Here is a 19,543-nt window from a genome sequence, read left to right as displayed (position 1 = left end):
TTGTGGGGTGCAAAGTCGCAACAAAGGGTAAACCCTTAAACTTAAAATAGTCATTATTTTCAATAACCTACAATAAATCATAGCTGGCACACCTTTCGCTAAAGAAGGTTTATGACCGATCGTCATTTGTGCGGTCGGCGAACCCTTTGTTTTCCAAGCAGCAGGAGTGTGTTCCATGACCTCAATTAATCGTCGCAAGTTTATTTCAGGTGCTGCCACCGCAGCAGCAGGTGGCGCAGCCTTGGCTGTACCCGGTATTGCAAATGCACAAAATGCCAAGGTCACCATGAAGATGACCAACGCTTACCCGCCCGGCTCACCTTTTTACGTGGCTGGCCCCGGAAGCCCCACCGACTTTTGCAAGAAGGTGGAAACCATGTCGGGTGGTCGCCTGAAAATTCAACATTTCGCCGCCGGCGAACTGATTCCTGCTCTCGAAGGCTTTGATGCAGTATCAGCAGGCACCGTGGAAATGAACGCGGCCAATGCCTACTTCTGGTCGGGCAAAGCACCCGCAGCACAGTACTTCACCACCGTGCCGTTCGGCATGAATACGCAAGGCATGATGGCCTGGCTGTATCACGGTGACGGTATGAAGTTGTGGCAAGAGGTGTATGCACCCTTTGGTTTGACTGCCATGCCCATGGGCAACACGGGCGTACAAATGACAGGCTGGTTTCGCAAACCTGTTGAAACGGTTGGCGATTTGAATGGTTTGAAAATGCGCATTCCTGGCCTGGCTGGAAAGGTGTACAGCGAATTGGGCGTGAATGTTCGCCTGTTGCCCGGTGGTGAAATTTTTCCAGCACTGGAGCGCGGTGTCATTGACGCTGCTGAATTTGTTGGTCCTTTCCAGGATCGCCGACTGGGCTTGCACAAAGCCGCCAAGTTTTACTACACCACCGGTTGGCATGAACCCACCAACGTAACAGAACTTTTGATCAACAAAAAAGCCTGGGACAAGCTGCCCAAAGATCTGCAAATGATGGTGCAAATGGCTGCGCAAGCCAGTGTCATGGAAAGCCTGGCCTGGTCGGAATCTGTGAATGCAGAGGCGCTCGAAGACCTGGTGAAGAACCAGGGCGTGAAAGCGCAAGCACTGCCCAAACCGATTGTGGACAAGCTGAAAGAGGCCACCATGGACACGCTGGAAAGCGTGGCGGCCTCCGATCCCTTGGCGAAAAAGGTGCACACCTCATTCATGGCGTTCAAAAAGAAACATGAATCCTGGGCTGCGCTCAGCGAGAAAACTTTCCTGAACCTTTAAAGAAGCGGTTGTTGTCATGAAGCAAGCCATCCCCAAACTCGAAGCGTTTGTCGAGTTGATTGGGGGGCTTGCACGCCTGTGCGTGCTTGCCCTCGTTGTACTCGTCGCCGCCAACGTCATTCTTCGTTATCTGTTCTCAATTGGTCCTGTGGCCCTTCAGGAACTTGAATGGCATTTGATTTCTCCCATCGCCCTGTTTGGCCTGGCCTACGCCATGAAACACAAAGCCGACGTGCGAGTCGATTTTGTGTATGAACGGTTTGGCCCGCTGGGCAAAGGCTGGATTGATTTGGCCAGTGCGGTGCTCACATTCGCAGTGGCGTTGGTGATCGTGTATTTGTCTGTGCCCTATGTCATGCAGTCGTACGAGATGCTGGAAGGCTCGCCCGACCCCGGTGGCCTGCCCTATCGATACCTGCTGAAGCTGTTTCTGCCTTTGGGCTTTGGCCTGTTGATGATTCAAGGCATCGCCAATCTTTTGCAGGCTGTTGTGCAAATCAAAGAAGCGAAGGTGGCCTGATGGAAAACGAATGGATTGTGCTTGGGATGATTGCCGGCTTCCTGGGCCTGATGATCATCGGCATTCCAGTGGCCATCGCTTTGGCAGTTTCCGGCTTTGTGGCTGGTTATATCGGCTTTGGCCCCATGCTGTTCAATCTCATGCCTGCGCGCCTGTACGGTGTGGTCAGCAACTACACCCTGCTTGCCATTCCGCTATTTGTGTTCATGGGCGTGATGCTGGAAAAAAGCCGCGTGGCGGAAGACATGCTTGACACCATCGGCACCGCCATGGGCGGTCTGAAAGGCGGTATGGGCTTGGCCATTGTGCTTGTGGGCGTGCTTATGGGTGCTTCCACAGGCATTGTGGGTGCAACCGTGGTGACAGTGGGCCTGCTCACACTGCCTACCTTGATGAAACGGGGTTATGCGCCCAGCGTGGCCTGCGGAACCATTTGCGCATCGGGCACCCTGGGACAAATCATTCCCCCCAGCCTGGTGCTCATTTTGTTGTCAGACATCATGGGTGAATCGGTTGGCACACTGTTCGCTGCAGCACTCATTCCCGGTTTGGTGTTGGCGGGTATTTATTGCGCCTACCTTATTTTGCTGGGCATGTTCATGCCCAAACTGGTGCCCGCAGTTCCGCTTGAAGAACGTCAGAAAATCAACAAGGCCGAACTGCGCAAAAAACTGATTCGGGATGTATTGCCGCCAGTGCTGTTGGTGTTTGCGGTATTGGGTTCTATCGTCGGTGGCGTTGCAGCCCCCACAGAAGCAGCTTCCATGGGTGCACTGGGCGCACTGCTGATAGCCATGGGTTTTGGCCGCATGAACTGGCAACTGCTCAAGGACACCATGCACGGCACCTTGACCATTTCCGCGATGGTGTACTTCATCTTGCTGTGCGCACAGCCCTTCGCCCTGGCATTTCGTGGCCTGGGTGGCGAAGACATGGTGCACAGCCTGTTCGACATCATCCCTGGTGGCGAAATGGGTGCCCTGCTGTTCCTGATGGGCTTGCTCTTTGTGCTCGGATTCTTCCTGGAGTGGATTGAAATTTCCTACATCGCCCTGCCCATGTTTTTGCCAGTGTTCATTGGTTACGGCACCGATATGGTTTGGCTTGCAATTTTGATCGCCATGAACTTGCAGATGTCGTTCCTGACACCACCGTTTGGTTGGGCGCTGTTTTTTCTCAAGGGGGTCACACCGCCAGGCATTACTACGCGCGATATTTACATAGGTGTTTTACCTTTTGTGTTACTACAGGCCTTGGCCGTGGCGGTTATATTCATCTTCCCATCGGTCGCAACCTGGCTACCCAAGGCGATTGGCTGGTAGGCAAAACAAACATAGCAAGGAATTTTCATGGAATTATTGAGTGGATACTCCCTGCCTTGGCTGGCAGGGCTGGTGGTGGCGCTCGCCATCACGGGAACCATTGCGGGCCTGCTGGCAGGCCTGTTGGGCGTGGGTGGCGGTATCGTGATTGTGCCGGTGTTGTACCACCTGTTCACACTGCTGGGTGTGGATGAAAGCGTGAAAATGCATGTGGCCGTGGGTACTTCGCTGGCGACCATCATTCCCACCTCGTTCATCTCGGCAAAAAGTCACAAAGCCAAGGGCAATCTGGATGAACCGCTGTTCAAAAGCCTGGTACTGCCATTGTTCATCGGCGTGATCATTGGCAGTTTTGCAAGTGGTTATGTGTCAGGCGATGTGTTGTCAATTGTGTTTGCAAGCATTGCACTTTTGGTGGCAGCCAACATGGCATTTCGCAGCAAGGCAAAACCAGTTGCGGAAAATTTGCCGGGCAGCCCTGTGAAGCAAATCATGGGTACATTCATCGGTGGTTTTTCAACCCTGATGGGCATTGGTGGCGGCACCCTGAGCGTGCCCATTCTGAATGCATTCAATGTACCCATGCACAGGGCTGTGGGTACGGCTGCGGCCATTGGTATGGTCATCAGCATTCCCGGCGCAATCGGGTTTTTACTCAATGGCTGGAACGTTGAAAATACGCCACCATTGACCATTGGTTATATCAATTTGATTGGCTTTGCACTGATTGTACCCATGACCATGTGGATGGCCCCGGTGGGTGCACGCATGGCCAATGCCACCACTGCTGCCCGCCTGAAACTGGCATTTGCATTTTTTCTGTTCATCACCGCCGTGCGTATGTTTCACGGCGTGTTGGTCTGAACAACAAAGGAGTTAAAAAAATGATCCACACCAAACGCGCTCTCGGTGGTGTATTTGTAGCCCCCCACCATTTGGCCGCACAGGCTGGCCGCGATGTATTGAAAGAAGGTGGCAATGCCGCCGAAGCCATGATTGCAGCGGCAGCGGCAATTGCTGTGGTGTACCCACACATGAATTCAATTGGAGGCGATGGCTTCTGGTTGCTGAGCGAACCGGGCAAAGCACCCATTGGCATTGATGCCTGTGGCAAAGCCGCAGCAAAAGCCACGCGTGCCTTCTACACCGAACAAGGGTTTGATGCCATTCCAAACCGAGGTCCACTGGCTGCGCTCACTGCTGCCGGTACCGTGGGTGGCTGGATCAAGGCGCAGGAAGTGGCCGAGCAATGGGGCGGCAAACTGCCCTTAAACCGCTTGCTCAATGATGCGGTTGTTCACGCCCGTGAAGGGGTGGCTGTGAGCAGCAGCCAGGAACGTTTAACCCGCGTGAAGTTCGATGAGCTTTCAACAGTACCTGGATTCGCTGAACATTTGCTGAGCAACGGCCAAGTGCCAGCCGAGGGCAGTGTGTTGAAACAAAAAACATTGGGCGACACACTGGCGCGCATGGGCCAGGTTGGTCTGGATGATTTTTACCGGGGTGAACTTGCGCAAGCCATGGCCGACGATTTGGCACGCGTGGGCAGCCCCATCAGCCTTGCTGATTTGAACAATCATCATGCGCAGTTTGTTACGCCCCTGCAAACCGAGCTGAATAACAGCACGATTTACAACATGACGCCGCCCACGCAGGGCATGGCCTCGTTGATGATTTTGGGCATGTTCGACACGCTGGGTGTGCAGCAAGCTGAAGGTTTTGATTACTTGCACGGCATGGTGGAAAGCACCAAGCAAGCCTTTCTGGTGCGCGATCGTTATTGCACCGACCCGGCCTACATGACCGTGAACCCCAGCGATTTTCTGACTCATGAAGCCTTGGCAGAACGTGCGAAGAAAATTGACATGAAACAGGCGCTGTCCTGGCCGCAAGACCCCTGGCAAGGCGACACCATCTGGATGGGTTGTATCGACAGCGAAGGCCGCACCGCAAGTTTCATTCAAAGCGTGTTCTGGGAATTTGGTTCGGGCGTGGTGTGCCCATCCACCGGCGTGATGTGGCAAAACCGGGGCATCAGTTTTTCATTGAAAGAAGATGCGCTTCACAGGCTTGAGCCCGGCCGCAAACCTTTCCACACGCTAAACCCGGCCATGGCACGTTTTAAAGACGGCCGTAGCATGGTGTACGGCACCATGGGTGGCGAAGGCCAGCCACAAACCCAGGCCGCAGTGTTTAGCCGTTACGCCATGTTTAATCAACCATTGCAAACTGCGGTGACAGCACCGCGCTGGTTGCTGGGCCGCACATGGGGAGAGCAAAGCACCACCCTTAAACTAGAAAGCCGGTTTGATGAAAAGCTGGTCATGCAACTACGCGACGCAGGCCACGTGCTGGAAGTGTTGCCGGAAGCCTTCAGCGACACCATGGGCCATGCGGGTGCAGTGGTGCGCCACCCCAATGGCATGATGGAAGGCGCTGCGGATCCACGCTCAGATGGCTCGGTAGCCTGTGCTTAGTGTCGGACTAAACACCCTCGCTGATTCGTTTGAAATAGGAAGTGTGCGCAGCAGTGCCTTCTGGCCATTGGCTTAGAAAGTGCTGCTGCCAAGCGGCTTGATCAAATTGAACCCGCACTTGCTCTACCCAAACACCGTGTATCTGGGTTGATTGATCTACAAACGCCTTGTTTGAAAAAGGTGTGGCGCAAATGCGGGTCAACAGGCCATCCAGGCCTGCACTGGGCATGCCTGCTGCACCGTTGTTGCTGATCAAACCTGTTTGGCCGCCTGGCAATGGCTCATGATGAAAAGCGGCGCTGCAAGTGTGGCTGCTGGCGAATACATTCACCTGTGCTTTTTCAAACAAGGCTGCACGCCAGCCCGACTCTTCTGCGCGTTTCAAATGCACCGGGTCAAAACGCCAACCCGCCAAGGAATCACCATCACCATGCACCACAGCCACCTTCAAACCGCTCACGGCATAGCGGGCAAAGAAAGGTTTTTGCAACAGCGAGCTCAGTAGTTCAGGCTGTTGTTGTGCGATTCGTTTTAATTCGGTGTGAATAAAATTGGATCGGTCCACAACACCTTGATCCACATTCTCGGGGTAAGCACAACCGCAATCAGCCACATCCAGCGGTTCGCCAAGCTCGGCCTCAACATTGCCCAAAATGCAATCGTGGTTCAACACGCGTTGGTTGATGTGAACAAAGTCTTCAGGCGATTTGTTGAACCAGTTGAAGTCGCCGTTGAAACAAATGCGAACCTGACCGTGCTCTTGGGCAGCCATTGCTTCAATTGCATCAAGCGCAAATGAATTGCCGTACAAACCACCCACCACATACAGCACATCACAAGGCACCGGGGAGGCTTGCGCAATTTTTGCGGCACCGTATTGGTATCGAATGGGGCAACTGCGCCCGGCACTGTCGTTCATCGTTTACTCGTACAAACTGGTCAATTGTTCTTGTGTCAATTCATGGCTGGCGCAATCGAGAACCACTTCGCCAGCTTTCAAACCGATTACCCGCTGGCTAAGCAAAGGCACCAAGCTCACATTGTGTACCACAGTAATCAAAGTGGCATTCTCACTCGCTTTCACCAATAGTTCGCACACTTCATCGGCGGCTGTGGGGTCCAGTGCCGCTGTGGGTTCATCGGCCAATACCAATTGTGGCTGCTGCATCAGCATGCGGGCAATGGCCACCTTTTGGCGCTCGCCACCGGAAAGTTTGTCGGCCCGCTTGTCAGCCAAATGTGCCATACCCACAGCCTTCAATGCCGCTTGCGCGCGCTGTGTTTCCTCGGTGTTGAAAATACGTGCCCAACTGCGAAGCCACGGCATTTTTGCCAAGCCACCTACCAGCACATTTTCCATGGCACTCAAACGCGCAACCAAATGCAAACCTTGAAGCACCTGCCCCACTTCGGCACGCACCGGGCGCAAATCACGTTCACGCCGCAGGGGAAACACCGTGCGCTGGTTCACCACAATGCGCCCAGCTGTGGGCTTGACGAACCCATTCAGGCAACGCAACAAGGTCGATTTACCCGCGCCATTGCGCCCGAGAATAGCCACCTTTTCGCCGCGCGCAATTTGAAGTGAATCCACTTTCAGAATACGCCGCCCGGCAATCACCATTTCCAGGTTTTGAATTTCAATGATGTTGCTGCTCATAGCAAGGCCGTCCGAATTCTTCGGCTGATGGCATCAAATGCAGTGACCATGAGCACCACCACAATCAGAATGCTGGACAAGCGGCCCCATTGAAACAAGGACACCGCTTCAGAAATTAACAGCCCCAAACCACCCGCACCGATGATGCCGAGAATGGTGGAATCGCGAATATTGTATTCCCACAGGTACAAATGGCTGCTCACCCACTGCGGCAACACACTGGGCCACACCGACCAGAAAAAGGTTTGTGAGGGACTTGCGCCCACACCCTTCACCGCTTCAATGGAAGCCATATCCAGTGTTTCAATGGATTCGGCAAACAATTTGCCGTAAGTACCCAGGCTGTGAAAGGCAATTGCCAAAATACCCGCGGTGGGGCCAAGGCCGACAATGCCCACCAACACCAAACCGAATACCAAAGTGTGAATGGATCGGGACGTGTCCAGCACCAGCCGCGACAAAGCAGTGAGCAAACGGGGGGCCTTGATGTTTTTTGCGCTGAGCACGCCAAAGGGCAAAGCCAGAATGGCACCAAGCAGTGAACCCAAAGTTGCAATTTTAAAAGTGGTCCAGGTGGCAAAACCCAGTTGAGTCAACCATTGCTTTTCCACTTCCTGGCGGTTCTCGGTGCGCAGCACAGTGCCATCGTCGCTTTTGTATTCGTAGGCCGGGTCGCCGAACCACACATCAACAAAACTGGGGCGTGCAAACTCGGTGGCAGTTTTAATGAAATTGGCCACCGGGTTTCGGCCCATGGTCAAATCACCTGCCGTGGCCAGGCTGTACACGCAGGCAAAAACGATGAGCGCATACAAAAAGACCAGCCCGAAAAAACCGAGCCGGCCTCGCAAGTGAAGCTTGAACTGCATCCAATTCATGGTGTTGAAACGCTTCTCTTATTTGGGCTGTAGGCGGCCAGTGGCCAAGCCTGCATCACGAATTGGCTTGTAGTAGCTGTTGTCTTTTTTCGCGAAACCGGTGTAGCGCGGAGGCAGCAAATTGGGCTGATTTTTCAGCTCGGCGCCAATACCCACAAGGGCCTCTTGCAACTTGGCGACAAAGGCCTTGTCTTCGAACAATTTGCTGCTGACAGCAAATGCGTCGTTGGGCAAGGGGTCGGAGGTCCAGATAATTTTTGAATCTTCAGCCTTGATCAAACCATCGGCGATCATGGCATCGCGGTTGCGGTTGTAATCAGCGCCTGCATCAATCGCACCCTGGGTTACCTGGGTTTGAATGGCTTGATGGCTGGTGTTGATCACTTTTGAAAAGTAGGTGTCAGGATTGATACCCTGCTTCTGGAAGTAATGGAAGGGAATGAGATAACCCGATGTGGAACCTTTGTCGCCAAACGCAAAAGTTTTGCCTTTCAAATCGGCCATGCTTTTAATGCCGCTTTTTGGGTTGGTGATCATGATGCCAAAGTATTCGGGCTTGCCTTCATATTCAATGGTGGCCACTGCTTGGGCTTTGGCCTCGTTGTTGGCCAACACATAACCCCATGGGCCCATGAGCGCGATGTCGGTTTCACCATTGGCCAATGATTTCGCCAAACCCTCCCAACTGCTCACAGTGCGCAATTTCACCGGCTTGCCCAGCTTCTTTTCAAGGTATTGAGCCAAGGGGGTGTAAGTGGCGTCGTTCTTGTCTTTGTCGGGCTGGTACAAACCCACACCAAACTGGATCACCTCTTGGGCAATCACCGGTGTGGAAACAAGGGCAAAGCTGAAGGCGCCCAGTAGGGCTTTGGTCAACAAACGCATGGTCAGGTTCCGTGGTGAGGTGAATATTGGAATAAATCGAAAGTTACAAGGCTTATTACGCTAAACAATCCGCAAAGGTTACAGGAATTTGAAATGAATTCGGCTGCGAAGATAGCGCCAGTTGGCGCATAAGGCTTAATTCGATTGTTTGCCGGCCAACCAGGCCTCATAACCACCCGCCATGGCCTTGGCCTGCCGGTAGCCTTGCTTGCGCAGCAGGCCTGCCACGTGGGCGGCACTGACATCATCGGGGCAGGCACACATGGTCACGATCAAATCCGTTTTGGGCCAGGCACGGGCCGCAGCCAATGCGCTTTCAGCATTGGCGGGCAACCAGCCAGCCAACGGCTCGGCTTCCTGAACAATGGCGGGGCGAAGATCGATCAGCCTGAGGTTGGATTGCCCGGCTTTGACCAAAGTCAGCACCTCGGTGGCGGGCACCTTGGGCATTTTCAGGCGAGATTGAAATGCATCGCGGCGAGCCAGTTTCCACATCAACCAGAAACTGCAAATCAGTGCCACTACCACACCCACAATGAACAGATTGTCCTGGAGTGCTGCAAATATCGCGTTGACCTGGTCCTGAAACAACCAGCCCGCCAACAAGGCCGCCATCGCCCACAAGAACGCGCCCGCAGCCGATGCAATCGTGAACTTGAGAATGGACATTTTCACCGCGCCAGCGATGGGAGGCGCCACGGTGGAGAACCCGGGAATGAACTTGGCGACCACCAGTGACCACGGCCCCCACACGCGAAAGCGGGACTCGGTTTGACTGACACACGATTCAGGATTGATGGACAGCTTACACAGCAAAGACAACACCCGGTAACCGTAATAACGCCCGGCAATGTACCAGGCCCAATCGGCGATCAAGGAGGCCGACGTTGCAACAACGGCCAGCAAGAAAATACCCGACCACTGCCCCGACAAGCTGGCCGATAGAATCATGGTGGGCACGGCAGGCACAGGCGCACCCAACTGCTGCAACAGCACGTTGAAGAAAACCAGAACTTCGGTGGTTTCAAACAAAGACATGGAAGATACCGCCCTTTACTGCATTGCGGTTGAGGGATCATTCTCAACAGATAGCAACATCATAAGCAATTTCAACGACAGCCATTCAGGATTAGAGTAAGCACTCTTGGAATGAAGGTACTTTCAGTCACAAAGTGTTGTTACCCTGACACTTCCAGTTTTAAACATGAAGGAGTACACACCATGGCAGACCTCGAACATTACAAGGCAAAACTGAACGCCCAGTTGGACGAATGGAAAGCAGACCTGGACAAACTCAAGGCCAAAGCCGACGGCAAGTCGGCCGATGCCAAGAAAGAGTTGAATGAATCAATCGACGCACTGGAAGCCAAACTGGCGCAGGGTCGTTCAAAACTTGAAGAACTGAAAGGTGCCAGTGCTGAAGCCTTCGAAAGCTTGAAGGACGGCGCAAACAGCGCTTGGGACAACATCAAAGAGGCCTTTGACAAGGCCAAGTCCAAGTTTTAATAATCCTCGGGCTTACTGCGCAAACAGTGGATCGTAAGCCTGCAGGTTCAACGCTGGGGTTGTGAAAGGCCCCAGCGACACAGTTTCCTCATAGAAAGACTGGCACTCGAAGAGGCCATTTCCAAATTCATTCTCGGTCAGAATGTAGCCCAGTGAATTGTGGGTCAGGCCCATCAACATCATCGGGTTGCTGCTGCGCGCGCGAATGGAGTCGGCCATGCCTTTCGATCCCTCGCCGGGTATGGTCACCAATTCCAGCATTTTGCCCTCGCCCTGCCCCAGTTGAATTCTGCTGACTGGTGTTTCAGCGTACAGCGCCACTTGCGGCAAGTTGTCATAGCCAGGAATGTTGGCTGCCAATTCTTCGCCCAGGGGTGTGAAGTTGTAATAACCATTGAAGCTGCGCAAGCCACCAGCCCCCACGAATAAGGGGTTGGTCACTGGCAAGAATGCGGTTGCATGATTTACCAACACACCGCCCTCCAATTTTGTGCGTACCGCCAGTGCATTCATTGCCGCTTGTGCCACAGCCACGCCCATGGCGTTGGCTTTTTCATAAGGATCTTCAGCTGCAGGGGCTCGGGGCGATGCATCTGCAATCGCACCGTTGTAGAACAACACAGTGGAGTTGAAATTGCGTTCCAGTGTTCGCAAGGCGCCACCCACCCAGTCGGTGTGTACCAGGCGGTTGCTGGAATTCAACACAGTGGGGTGTGCTGCGTAATTCAACACTGCACCCAACACCTCTCCTCGCGCAGTGCGGGCTTGGAGCAGGGTCAGCGTAGGGTCAGGCATGCGGGAATCATCGGGATCGCAGCGTCTGAAGTTGTTCAAGCGTGCCTCGCCTTCCAAAGTGGTTTGCGCAAAATCAACATAGGCTGGTTTCAGATTCGCCACCGCTTCGGCAGCTGCCTCGGCAGCCAATTGATACAGACCACCTTTCAAGGCCGGGTCGCAGGCTTGGGCCGGATCGGCCTGTTCGCAATTCAGCCAGCTTGCTGGCACGCCGCCCCACAGGCCTTGCAAATCGGCACCCGAATGCGAATGGGTTTGGGCAAACAGCACATTGTTGGGCGGCACGTTTGCAGCTTGCGCAACTGCAGCTTTCAGTTTGTTTTGAATCACATTGCCTGCACCAATTGCATCAATGGTGACAAACACCATGCGGTTGACGGGTTCGGCTTGTCCTTCCAGCACAAACACACGCACAAAGGTGCCATCGCCAATGCCGTTGGCTGGTGGGCCGCCAATGTCAAAATTCACAAAGTCTTCAGGGCCATTGAATTCGAAACCACCATAACCACCCAAATTGAATTGCTGCAGCTTGCCCACCACGGGCGTGCTACTGGTAAGCACACCCTGAATTTGTGCGGGTGTTGGGTCAATGTTGCGCTTGGCCGATGCAGCACGAAACTGGCTAGTGTCGAGCAAATTTGGATTACCGCCACCGTTGCCACCGCCATTGCCGGGGGGTGGGTCCACAATCACAGGCGGGTCATTTTCATTGGTGTCGGTTCGCGATGCAGTCACGGGGTCGTTGTTCGAACCCAAACAGGCCGACAACAACAAGCAAAGCCACACCACATGCCATTGACTATTTTTCATTGCAGCGAATCCCTTATTTCAATGCGGGGTTGAACCCACGCGACGTGCAAGGCATGCCATTGCACACATCAATCAATGCACCCTGCTTCTTCAAGAATGCAGATTTCATGTCCATGTTTTTTTCTTCATTGCGTGGGTGGCCATGCGGGTCGGCGCCGTAACCTGTGGTCATGGGCCGGTTGTCCAAAGGCGGCGGTGCGCTGCCGTTCGGGTTGGCCGAGCCATCTGCATTGGTCATCGGGCCGCTGTCCCACACGGTGAGTGCGTTGCCACTGTGTGGATATTTTTTGATGCAGGGCAAACCAAAATAAGGATGATCGTCCGGGTGCCTGCGCCCGAAGGACACATTGGGAAATTGCTCCTGCTCGGCACGCACTGCGGGGTGTGCTTGCTTCAGCACCGCTTGCCCGCGCTGGGCAGAAGGACCACCCACCACTGCCGGGCATTGCAAAGGGGCTTCAATGGTTCTCGCCATGATTTCTGCGGTGTTCATGTACACCTGGTGGTCTGCAAAAGCGGGGATCAGTAACACGCGCTTATTGGGGCGGGTTCCGGGCAATTCTTTGCCGGGTGCCAAACTCCAGGCGTAGCCATTGTTTTCTCCACGGTCCCACAACATCTGGATCAGTGAAAGAATGAACTGTTGATCCAGCGAAGCTGGATAAGACTCGTAAAACGCAGGTGCATACGGCGCAAAGTCAACAGACCGCTGCAACAAGGTGGAGTACGCCATGCCCGGCACGCCGAGCGTGGCGGCTTGAATATCCGGTGAAATGGCAGTGACTGGCCCACCGTTGATACCACCTTGCGAATTGCCGTCGTAGAACAATTCGCTGCGGTCGATCAGGCACTTGCCCTCTTTCTGAAATGCAGGGTGGGTACAAAATCCATTCTCGGCAATCATGGCCCGACCCAACATCGTGAAGTTCAAAAAGCCCTGTTGGAGTCGGTCAGTCAAGCGATTGAAACCGCTGAAATCGGTCAGCATCAACACGGTGCTGGCAATGTCCCCACCCACACCGTCCCACAAGGGGTCGTACTTGCGATTGTCATTTTGATCATCGGGTAAGTTGCCTGTGGCAAGCCCGGCCCAATCGACCATGCAAAACAGAAAATTATGGCGCTCGGCCATTACTCGCACATTCAAATCGTAGGTGTTGCCTTCATCGCGCGAGCCCAACAAACCATGACCGTACAACGAGGCTCGCGCGGGTTCACCCGTGTCCAGATTCTTGCGCGCAATGGAGCAAATGAAAGGTACGCTGGCGTTGGGCGTCAGTGGATTGCGTTGGGGCAATGCGGTGGCTGGGCTGCCTGTGGGCACCAGTGGGTAGTTGTAAGTGCCGCCCGACAAACAATTGGGGCTGGTAAGAAAACACGGCACATCAATGTGCCCCCGAATTCGCCTTGCGGTAATTTCACTGGCCGATCCGTTTTCCGGGTTTTCAATGACAGCATCAATGGTGAAGTTGGGCGATTGTTGCGCAGTCGCTTCGATGGATACATCGCGCGCATGAATGAGGCGCTCTGTGAGGTTACGGCCCGATGCCACGGTGAAGTCCCAGGCCAGGTAAAGATTGTCCCGCTCTACCCCGGCCATGCTCAACACACTGAATATATTTTCCATCAGCGGCTTGCGCGCATTTTGTGCCGCGTTGGCCAATGGCGTGCCATCCCGATAGGCCTTAAACACCGGGCTGGGTTCAAGGGTGTCGCCTGCACTGTTTTTCAAATTGCGCAGGGCCACAATGTAGCGGCGCCCTGGTTCAAGGTTTTTGGCCACACGAATGACCAGCGCCGGGCCTGGCTCTGCATTGGGCAAATTCAATTGCCCTTGCGTGATATTCGCATCCAGTTCCGCCCAAATTAGCTGCTTCTTCAATGTCAGCGTATCAATCAGCACAATGGGCTGATTGCGCTGCAAGCTGGCTTCAATGTTGGTGATGGGCACAGCACCGGTTTTCTGCAAATCAATGCCGGGTATGCGGGTCAGAATGGGCTGGCCGGGAGAAAAGCCGTCGTTGCGGTTCCAGTCTGTGGGGTCAATCGGTTTGCCCAGAACATTTTTGGGCATGGCCAACACATTCAAATTCACCCGCATTTTGGTGTCGGTTTGCGTGTCAGCCGTTGTGAAGTAATTGTTCGGAAACGGGAACAAACAGTAGGCCGGATCCAGCGGATCGCAACGCTCGGCACCGGCAGGTGCAGCACCGGTGCCAGCGGGTTCGGTTCGAACAATTGGGTCTTTGGGAAACAAAGGCGGTTCATCGCCACCGCCGCCATCACCGTCGCCGCCATCGTCGGGCTCCTCGGGATCCACCGGCGTGTCAGGTTCCTCTTCGTTGGGATTGGTCACTGTGGGGCTATCCGCTTGCGGCGAACCGGAATCACCCATGCACCCACCCAATAGCAAAGCCCAAGCCAATACAACGGCTCCACCCCAGTTTGTCATCCTCATGTCTCTCTCTTTGTGCGTGGGGCCTTGTGTTCGACCCTTAAGTTACATTACTGTAACCAAAGATTAGTTTATGAAGTTGTAATACGTCTAGTGTAGTTTTTCCATTGCAAATTCAACGAGTTAAAAATGTTAAAACCAGTTCAAACCCGCATGAAACCTGAGGACCGGGAGCGTCAACTGCTGGAAGTTGCACAGAGGATGTTTGTGGAACGCGGCTACCAAGGCACGGCTATGGAAGACATTGCCAAGGCTGCTGGCGTAACCCGCCCTGTGGTGTACAAACTGTTTGGCAACAAAGACGGCGTGTACTTGGCCTGCCTGCAAAAAGCACGTGAGGTGCTCAACGCCTACATCATCGAGCATGCCTTGAAAGGCGAGGGATTGAAGGGTCGTTTGCGCGGTGGTATTGAAGGTTATTTTGAATTTGTTGAATGTGAGCGTGATGCGTTTCGCTTTCTTTATGACAGCGGCGCAGCAGTGGCCGGCCCTGCGGCACAGGCTGCAAGCCAATTGCGTTTTGACACGGTGAATCGAATTGCTTTGCTGCTTGGCGATTTGAAAGGCGTAGTTTCAGAGGAGGAAATTACAGCCACCGCCCACGCCTTGTCGGGCGCGGGGGAACAGTTGGCGAAGTGGTGGCTAAGCCAGCCCCTGGTACCCAAAGCCACGGTGGTGAACACCATGTTCAATCTGCTTTGGGCGGGGCTGAACAAATACGAGGCTTAAAACTCGAAACTGGCTGTCAAACTGGTTGCGCGTGTACTGCCGAAATAAAGCGAACCAAAGCCGGTTTCATTGATGTAGGTTTTGTCAGTCAGATTTTGCTCCAAGAGGCCTAAATCAACATTCTTTCCAGCCAGTTTGGTTGAATAACGCACACCGGCATCAGCCACGGTCCACGCGGGAACGAACACGCTATTGCTTGGATTCACGGCACGTTCACCTGAGTGACGCAGACCAAACTGAACAGACAAGCCCTGAACACCTGTTTTCTGATCCAACCACAAAGTAGCCTGCCGTTCTGCCACACCTTGAGGCACCTTATTGTCGTTGGCTGCCGTACCCGTATTCAATGCTTTCGCATCCAGCGCCACCAAACCGGCATTGATGCGCCCGCCTTCCCAAATTTCCCCGGTACCAGTCAGTTCGATACCACGGTGGCGGCGAGTCCCAAAATACCCAAACACATTGCTGGTCTGGTCCAGATAACTCAGCGGTACTTCTGTTTCAAACAAGGCCGCAGTCGTGATCAGCTTGCCATTGAACCACTCGGTTTTCACACCGATTTCAGTTTGCTCGGCTGTGACTGGCTCCAATTGCTCGTTGCGATTGTTTGCATTGTTGGGTGCGGTACCACCCTGCTCCAAACCTTCCACATAACTTGCGTAAATTGAGGTGCTTGGCACCGGTTTGTAAATCAGGGCCAAGGTGGGTGTGGTCACAGTATCTTCATACACGGTCGGGCTGAAAACCGAGAAAAATTCAACTTCCGAGCTGCGCAGTCCCACCAAGGCCTGCCATTGCTCGTTGAAGGTCATGAAGTCGGAAACAAACACACCTTTGTCGCGATTCAAGATAGCCAGTCTTGGCTCGCCCGGCACACCGCCCGGATCGGCAATGATCACGTGGTTGTATAAATTCGAAGTTCCCACGGATCTGAATACACTGTTACCAAAAACAGCCGCAAGTTTACGCTGCGTGTAACCCGCTGCCACTTCATGGCGCGTTGCACCGAATTTGAAGTCGCCATAAACAGCCACTTCCATATTCCGGGAATCACGCACTTCACCGATCGATTTGTACTCCTGAATATCAAAATCGCCATTGGGTTGAATATTCCCGATATTCGCGCTGAAGTCGTCGCGATACAGGTGTGCATCATTGATCTTGAACGACGCTTTCCACTGTTCATTGATCCTGAAATCAGCAGCCAGCGCATACTCACGGGTCAGCGTGTCATACGTGGCCCAGGGTTGCCCCAGGTAACGCGATGGGTCAACACCCTGTGGAATCTGCCCGTTGGTATTGAGCTCCAAAGAGGGCTGGGTGGTACCCTCACGCTGGTCCACCTGTGCATCCAGTTGAATGGTCAACCTGTCTGTGGCAAGCCAATCAAGTGCAACAGAAGCAAACCCGCGGTCTGTTTCAACCTCATCTACAAAATAGTTTTCTTGCCCTCCGGCGGCGTTAATACGAATGCCCACCCGACCGTCTTCCGTCAATGGGCCACCTACATCAATACCCGGCATCAAGGTGCCAAATTCATCCACCACAATTTCAGCTTTTCGCTGCCAGGTGGGTGTTGGGCGTTCAGTCACGTAATTGATTGCACCACCCGGTGCTGCAAAACCTTGCAGAAAACCAGTCAAACCGCGCATCACTTCGACGCGTTCAATGTTCTCAAACGGGGTTTTTGCCTGGTTGGCAAACAGCAAACCGTTTTTGTAATAGTTCGTCCAGTTATTCAGGCTTAAACCACGAATGGAAACCGCATCGTAGTAACCCACCGCAGAAAACGAACTGGTGAGTGAGGGGTCTAGCCGCACCAAATTGGCGAGATTGTTCACACCGGCGCTTTCGAGTTGCTCACTTGAAATCACATTCACGGAGAACGGCGTTTCCAGCAACGAACGCTCACCAAGCACGCCAATTTTTGCATTCTTTGCAGAGAACCCCGCGGCCGCGGGTGCGCCATACGCAGGTTCACCTGTGGCGGTTACAGTCACTGCCTTCAAGGTGGCTGCGCCAGTTGGAGAATTTTTAACCAAGGTATATCCGGTCGATGTTGGCTGCAAAGCCACACCTGTACCTGCCAGCAACTGCGTGGCGGCCTGTTCGAAGGTCAACTGCCCGCTCAATGCTGTGTTGCGAAGCCCCTTGACTAGTGAGGGCTCATAAGACAACACCACACCTTGCCGCTCGGCCAGCATGTTCAAAGACTCTGACAAAGCTCCAGCAGGAATATTGATGGCGCTTTGCTGGGCGAATACCGCAGTGCTGGCAAGCAATGAAAACCCGCCCGCCCCGGCCATGGCCAGATGCAAACCAAGTACCACTGGGGATAGCTTGCGGGGAAATGCGAATGAAGAAGACATACAGTTTTTCCAATTCATCAAATGAGTTAAAACAAAGGTTCAACTCATAGGCCAATCGAAAAACAAAAAAGTACAGCAAACAGTTACAAATTATTCATTGCGATCGCGAGCCACCAAGAGCACCGGGCTTGCTGCCAGTTGCTCGTTGTGAATCAATTGAACTGGCAATGCGTCTTGCAATGCGGCCAGCGCCACCTCGGGTTTGGTCAGAGGAAAGGTGCCAGACACGCGCCAACTTGCAACTGCTGAATCACAATGAATGCGCGATGCCCGGTAACGACTGATTTCAGCAGCCCAGGTTTTTAGATCCACGGAATTGGCCACATACAAACCACGTACCCACGCAGCCTGCGCTTGCGAAATCGACTGATGCGACAGCACACCTTGAGGACCAAACTCTGCCTGTTCTCCAGCCTGTAAAATTTGGGGTTCGCCTTGGCGCAAGGGACGCCATTGAACCCTTTCTTCGAATACTTCAACTTGGGTGGTGTTTGCTTTCTGCTCAACAGAAAACACAGTGCCCAAGGCTTGCGCATACCCTTCGCGAGTTTTGACGACGGGCTTCAGCTGTTGAAAGCCAACATCACCTGCGGTGCGCACCATAACCCGGCCGCGGCGCAAGACAATCAGATTCTGCGTTGCTGTAAATGCAATCTCCACGGCGCTGTCGGAATCGAGCGTCAGTTCGCTGCCATCTTGCAGCAACTGTGTTCGTATTTCTCCTCTTGCCGTCACCATATCAGCGGAATAATCGCTTCGACGATACCCATAAAACAAACCAGTTGCGCCAAACAACACAGCAAGAGATTTAAACAAGGCCCGACGACCATGACGAGGCATGGCGTTGAGCGCACGAGAAGAAACCACCCGCTGCTCAACACTCAACTTGTCAATGGCAGCACATTTTTCCTGAGCCTGCGCCATGTACTTCTTCACCATGCTCAGAGAAACTCCCAACTCACTGGCAATGTCTTCCTGTTTTTTACCCTCAAGTTGGGCGAGTAAAAATGCCTGGCGAACCTTCTGTGGCAACTCGCCCAAACATCGGTCCAACTCCAACAGCATTTCAAACAAAACTGCTTTTTGTTCCTGACTCGGAGCATGTTGAAAGGGGTGCGATGCCAAGGCAGTCAAATAAGCCTTCTCCAGATCTGCCCGCCGGTAGTGATTCACCAACAAACCATGGGCAACCGTGGCCAACCAAGCCTTTGGCTCACGAATGACCGTGAGTTGTTGCCGCTGCTCATACAGCTTGAGGAACACATCTTGAGCCAACTCGCAGGCCAGACCGTTACAGCTTAAACGACGTTGAAACCAAGCGGTCAGCCAGCCTAGATGACTGCCATAGCAGTGAACGAACTCAAGGTCCAGCGCCTGTTCCTGGAAGGTGGGATTGCTGTCACAGTGCATGCAAGTTCACGCTTGAACGATAAAACAAATTATGAAATGAGAATAATTATCGTTTATATTGACAAGATAAATCCCGGCTGTCAACATCGTTGCGTTGTTCACATTGATTGCACGCCATGAAACTTTCCGCAACGCACAATCCGAACGCCATTATTGCGGCCACATTCTCTTTAATGTCGGCATGGGCTCAATCCAGCCTTGATCCACACCACCCCGCCAGCAAAAGCCGACATCTGTTAATTCGCAAAATAATCAACAACCTGAACCTGCTGAAACAGCACTCCGAAATTGATTCCAACTTCTGCGCGGTCGTTGCAAACATTGAAAAGTCGTGGAAAGACATCGGTCAGGCGTGCGGAATGGAATGTGATTGCTTCACACATTCCCTTTTGCATTAATCACTTGCAGCAAACAATAAAAAGTTCACTGAACGATAGTGAAAATTTATTCTAGAATTTTT

At 53.3% G+C, this 19,543-nt stretch carries 17 protein-coding genes; 8 read left to right on the top strand and 9 right to left on the bottom strand.

What is annotated here, in order from left to right; translation table 11 throughout:
- Positions 1-175: 175 nt before the first annotated feature.
- Genes FCS97_RS14210 through FCS97_RS14190 form a run of 5 tightly spaced genes read left to right on the top strand, consistent with a single transcriptional unit; the run spans position 176 to position 5,586 of the window.
- Complete coding sequence (locus FCS97_RS14210; protein WP_138519087.1) at positions 176-1,267, top strand: TRAP transporter substrate-binding protein; 1,092 nt, start codon at positions 176-178, stop codon at positions 1,265-1,267.
- Positions 1,268-1,283: 16 nt separating this feature from the next.
- Positions 1,284-1,787 carry a TRAP transporter small permease subunit gene (locus tag FCS97_RS14205; RefSeq protein WP_138519086.1) on the top strand — a complete coding sequence of 168 codons (504 nt, stop codon included), beginning with the start codon at positions 1,284-1,286 and terminating at the stop codon, positions 1,785-1,787.
- Positions 1,787-3,109 carry a TRAP transporter large permease gene (locus FCS97_RS14200; protein ID WP_212746495.1) on the top strand — a complete coding sequence of 441 codons (1,323 nt, stop codon included), beginning with the start codon at positions 1,787-1,789 and terminating at the stop codon, positions 3,107-3,109. The genes FCS97_RS14205 and FCS97_RS14200 overlap by 1 nt, the downstream gene beginning before the upstream one ends.
- 27 nt (positions 3,110-3,136) lie before the next feature.
- On the top strand, positions 3,137-3,973 hold the full coding sequence (locus tag FCS97_RS14195) for a sulfite exporter TauE/SafE family protein (protein ID WP_138519084.1): 837 nt from the start codon (positions 3,137-3,139) through the stop codon (positions 3,971-3,973).
- Between the two features lie 20 nt (positions 3,974-3,993).
- Positions 3,994-5,586: a gamma-glutamyltransferase family protein gene (locus FCS97_RS14190; protein WP_138519083.1), complete on the top strand. Its 1,593-nt coding sequence runs from the start codon at positions 3,994-3,996 to the stop codon at positions 5,584-5,586.
- Between the two features lie 7 nt (positions 5,587-5,593).
- On the opposite strand, the gene FCS97_RS14185 is transcribed toward FCS97_RS14190, so the two are convergent.
- The 5 genes from FCS97_RS14185 to FCS97_RS14165 form a co-directional block, all read right to left on the bottom strand.
- Positions 5,594-6,505, bottom strand: coding sequence for a hypothetical protein (locus tag FCS97_RS14185; protein WP_138519082.1), 912 nt, complete (start codon positions 6,503-6,505; stop codon positions 5,594-5,596).
- Positions 6,506-6,508: 3 nt separating this feature from the next.
- On the bottom strand, positions 6,509-7,246 hold the full coding sequence (locus FCS97_RS14180) for a phosphonate ABC transporter ATP-binding protein (protein WP_138519081.1): 738 nt from the start codon (positions 7,244-7,246) through the stop codon (positions 6,509-6,511).
- On the bottom strand, positions 7,243-8,124 hold the full coding sequence (gene phnE, locus FCS97_RS14175; RefSeq protein WP_138519080.1) for a phosphonate ABC transporter, permease protein PhnE: 882 nt from the start codon (positions 8,122-8,124) through the stop codon (positions 7,243-7,245). The genes FCS97_RS14180 and phnE overlap by 4 nt, the downstream gene beginning before the upstream one ends.
- A gap of 18 nt (positions 8,125-8,142) precedes the next feature.
- Positions 8,143-9,009 carry a phosphate/phosphite/phosphonate ABC transporter substrate-binding protein gene (locus FCS97_RS14170; RefSeq protein ID WP_138519079.1) on the bottom strand — a complete coding sequence of 289 codons (867 nt, stop codon included), beginning with the start codon at positions 9,007-9,009 and terminating at the stop codon, positions 8,143-8,145.
- A gap of 135 nt (positions 9,010-9,144) precedes the next feature.
- A complete protein-coding gene (locus tag FCS97_RS14165; RefSeq protein WP_138519078.1) occupies positions 9,145-10,047 on the bottom strand; it encodes a VTT domain-containing protein in 903 nt (300 codons plus the stop codon).
- Between the two features lie 183 nt (positions 10,048-10,230).
- Here FCS97_RS14165 and FCS97_RS14160 point away from each other — a divergent pair, with 183 nt between their 5' ends.
- Positions 10,231-10,515 (top strand): sll1863 family stress response protein, encoded by a 285-nt coding sequence (locus tag FCS97_RS14160; protein WP_138519077.1) that lies wholly within the window; start codon positions 10,231-10,233, stop codon positions 10,513-10,515.
- A gap of 12 nt (positions 10,516-10,527) precedes the next feature.
- Here FCS97_RS14160 and FCS97_RS14155 read toward each other — a convergent pair whose 3' ends face one another.
- Both FCS97_RS14155 and FCS97_RS14150 read right to left on the bottom strand, forming a co-directional pair.
- Positions 10,528-12,120 (bottom strand): neutral/alkaline non-lysosomal ceramidase N-terminal domain-containing protein, encoded by a 1,593-nt coding sequence (locus FCS97_RS14155; RefSeq protein ID WP_138519076.1) that lies wholly within the window; start codon positions 12,118-12,120, stop codon positions 10,528-10,530.
- Between the two features lie 13 nt (positions 12,121-12,133).
- Positions 12,134-14,578: a hypothetical protein gene (locus tag FCS97_RS14150; RefSeq protein ID WP_138519075.1), complete on the bottom strand. Its 2,445-nt coding sequence runs from the start codon at positions 14,576-14,578 to the stop codon at positions 12,134-12,136.
- A gap of 126 nt (positions 14,579-14,704) precedes the next feature.
- Between FCS97_RS14150 and FCS97_RS14145 the strand changes: the two genes are divergently transcribed.
- Positions 14,705-15,304 carry a TetR/AcrR family transcriptional regulator gene (locus tag FCS97_RS14145; protein ID WP_138519074.1) on the top strand — a complete coding sequence of 200 codons (600 nt, stop codon included), beginning with the start codon at positions 14,705-14,707 and terminating at the stop codon, positions 15,302-15,304.
- Here the strand turns inward: FCS97_RS14145 and FCS97_RS14140 are convergent.
- Both FCS97_RS14140 and FCS97_RS16815 read right to left on the bottom strand, forming a co-directional pair.
- Positions 15,301-17,673, bottom strand: a complete 2,373-nt coding sequence (locus FCS97_RS14140) for a TonB-dependent siderophore receptor (protein WP_171035323.1) — start codon at positions 17,671-17,673, stop codon at positions 15,301-15,303. The two genes, FCS97_RS14145 and FCS97_RS14140, sit on opposite strands and share 4 nt — an antisense overlap.
- A 90-nt stretch (positions 17,674-17,763) precedes the next feature.
- A complete protein-coding gene (locus FCS97_RS16815; RefSeq protein WP_171035322.1) occupies positions 17,764-19,083 on the bottom strand; it encodes a sigma-70 family RNA polymerase sigma factor in 1,320 nt (439 codons plus the stop codon).
- A 116-nt stretch (positions 19,084-19,199) separates the two neighbouring features.
- Here FCS97_RS16815 and FCS97_RS14130 point away from each other — a divergent pair, with 116 nt between their 5' ends.
- Positions 19,200-19,481, top strand: a complete 282-nt coding sequence (locus FCS97_RS14130; protein ID WP_138519072.1) for a hypothetical protein — start codon at positions 19,200-19,202, stop codon at positions 19,479-19,481.
- Positions 19,482-19,543 lie beyond the last annotated feature (62 nt).

Source organism: Limnobacter alexandrii, assembly GCF_005871185.1.
GTDB classification, from domain to species: Bacteria; Pseudomonadota; Gammaproteobacteria; order Burkholderiales; family Burkholderiaceae_B; genus Limnobacter; species Limnobacter alexandrii.
Note: the sequence above shows the minus strand (reverse complement) of the source record. Positions and strands in the feature narration are given on the sequence as shown.

Coding starts and splice junctions, on each gene's coding strand:
- FCS97_RS14210 (WP_138519087.1), top strand. CDS start 176: ATGACCTCAATTAATCGTCGCAAGTTTATTTCAGGTGCTGCCACCGCA.
- FCS97_RS14205 (WP_138519086.1), top strand. CDS start 1,284: ATGAAGCAAGCCATCCCCAAACTCGAAGCGTTTGTCGAGTTGATTGGG.
- FCS97_RS14200 (WP_212746495.1), top strand. CDS start 1,787: ATGGAAAACGAATGGATTGTGCTTGGGATGATTGCCGGCTTCCTGGGC.
- FCS97_RS14195 (WP_138519084.1), top strand. CDS start 3,137: ATGGAATTATTGAGTGGATACTCCCTGCCTTGGCTGGCAGGGCTGGTG.
- FCS97_RS14190 (WP_138519083.1), top strand. CDS start 3,994: ATGATCCACACCAAACGCGCTCTCGGTGGTGTATTTGTAGCCCCCCAC.
- FCS97_RS14185 (WP_138519082.1), bottom strand. CDS start 6,505: ATGAACGACAGTGCCGGGCGCAGTTGCCCCATTCGATACCAATACGGT.
- FCS97_RS14180 (WP_138519081.1), bottom strand. CDS start 7,246: ATGAGCAGCAACATCATTGAAATTCAAAACCTGGAAATGGTGATTGCC.
- phnE (WP_138519080.1), bottom strand. CDS start 8,124: ATGAATTGGATGCAGTTCAAGCTTCACTTGCGAGGCCGGCTCGGTTTT.
- FCS97_RS14170 (WP_138519079.1), bottom strand. CDS start 9,009: ATGCGTTTGTTGACCAAAGCCCTACTGGGCGCCTTCAGCTTTGCCCTT.
- FCS97_RS14165 (WP_138519078.1), bottom strand. CDS start 10,047: ATGTCTTTGTTTGAAACCACCGAAGTTCTGGTTTTCTTCAACGTGCTG.
- FCS97_RS14160 (WP_138519077.1), top strand. CDS start 10,231: ATGGCAGACCTCGAACATTACAAGGCAAAACTGAACGCCCAGTTGGAC.
- FCS97_RS14155 (WP_138519076.1), bottom strand. CDS start 12,120: ATGAAAAATAGTCAATGGCATGTGGTGTGGCTTTGCTTGTTGTTGTCG.
- FCS97_RS14150 (WP_138519075.1), bottom strand. CDS start 14,578: ATGAGGATGACAAACTGGGGTGGAGCCGTTGTATTGGCTTGGGCTTTG.
- FCS97_RS14145 (WP_138519074.1), top strand. CDS start 14,705: ATGTTAAAACCAGTTCAAACCCGCATGAAACCTGAGGACCGGGAGCGT.
- FCS97_RS14140 (WP_171035323.1), bottom strand. CDS start 17,673: ATGTCTTCTTCATTCGCATTTCCCCGCAAGCTATCCCCAGTGGTACTT.
- FCS97_RS16815 (WP_171035322.1), bottom strand. CDS start 19,083: ATGCACTGTGACAGCAATCCCACCTTCCAGGAACAGGCGCTGGACCTT.
- FCS97_RS14130 (WP_138519072.1), top strand. CDS start 19,200: ATGAAACTTTCCGCAACGCACAATCCGAACGCCATTATTGCGGCCACA.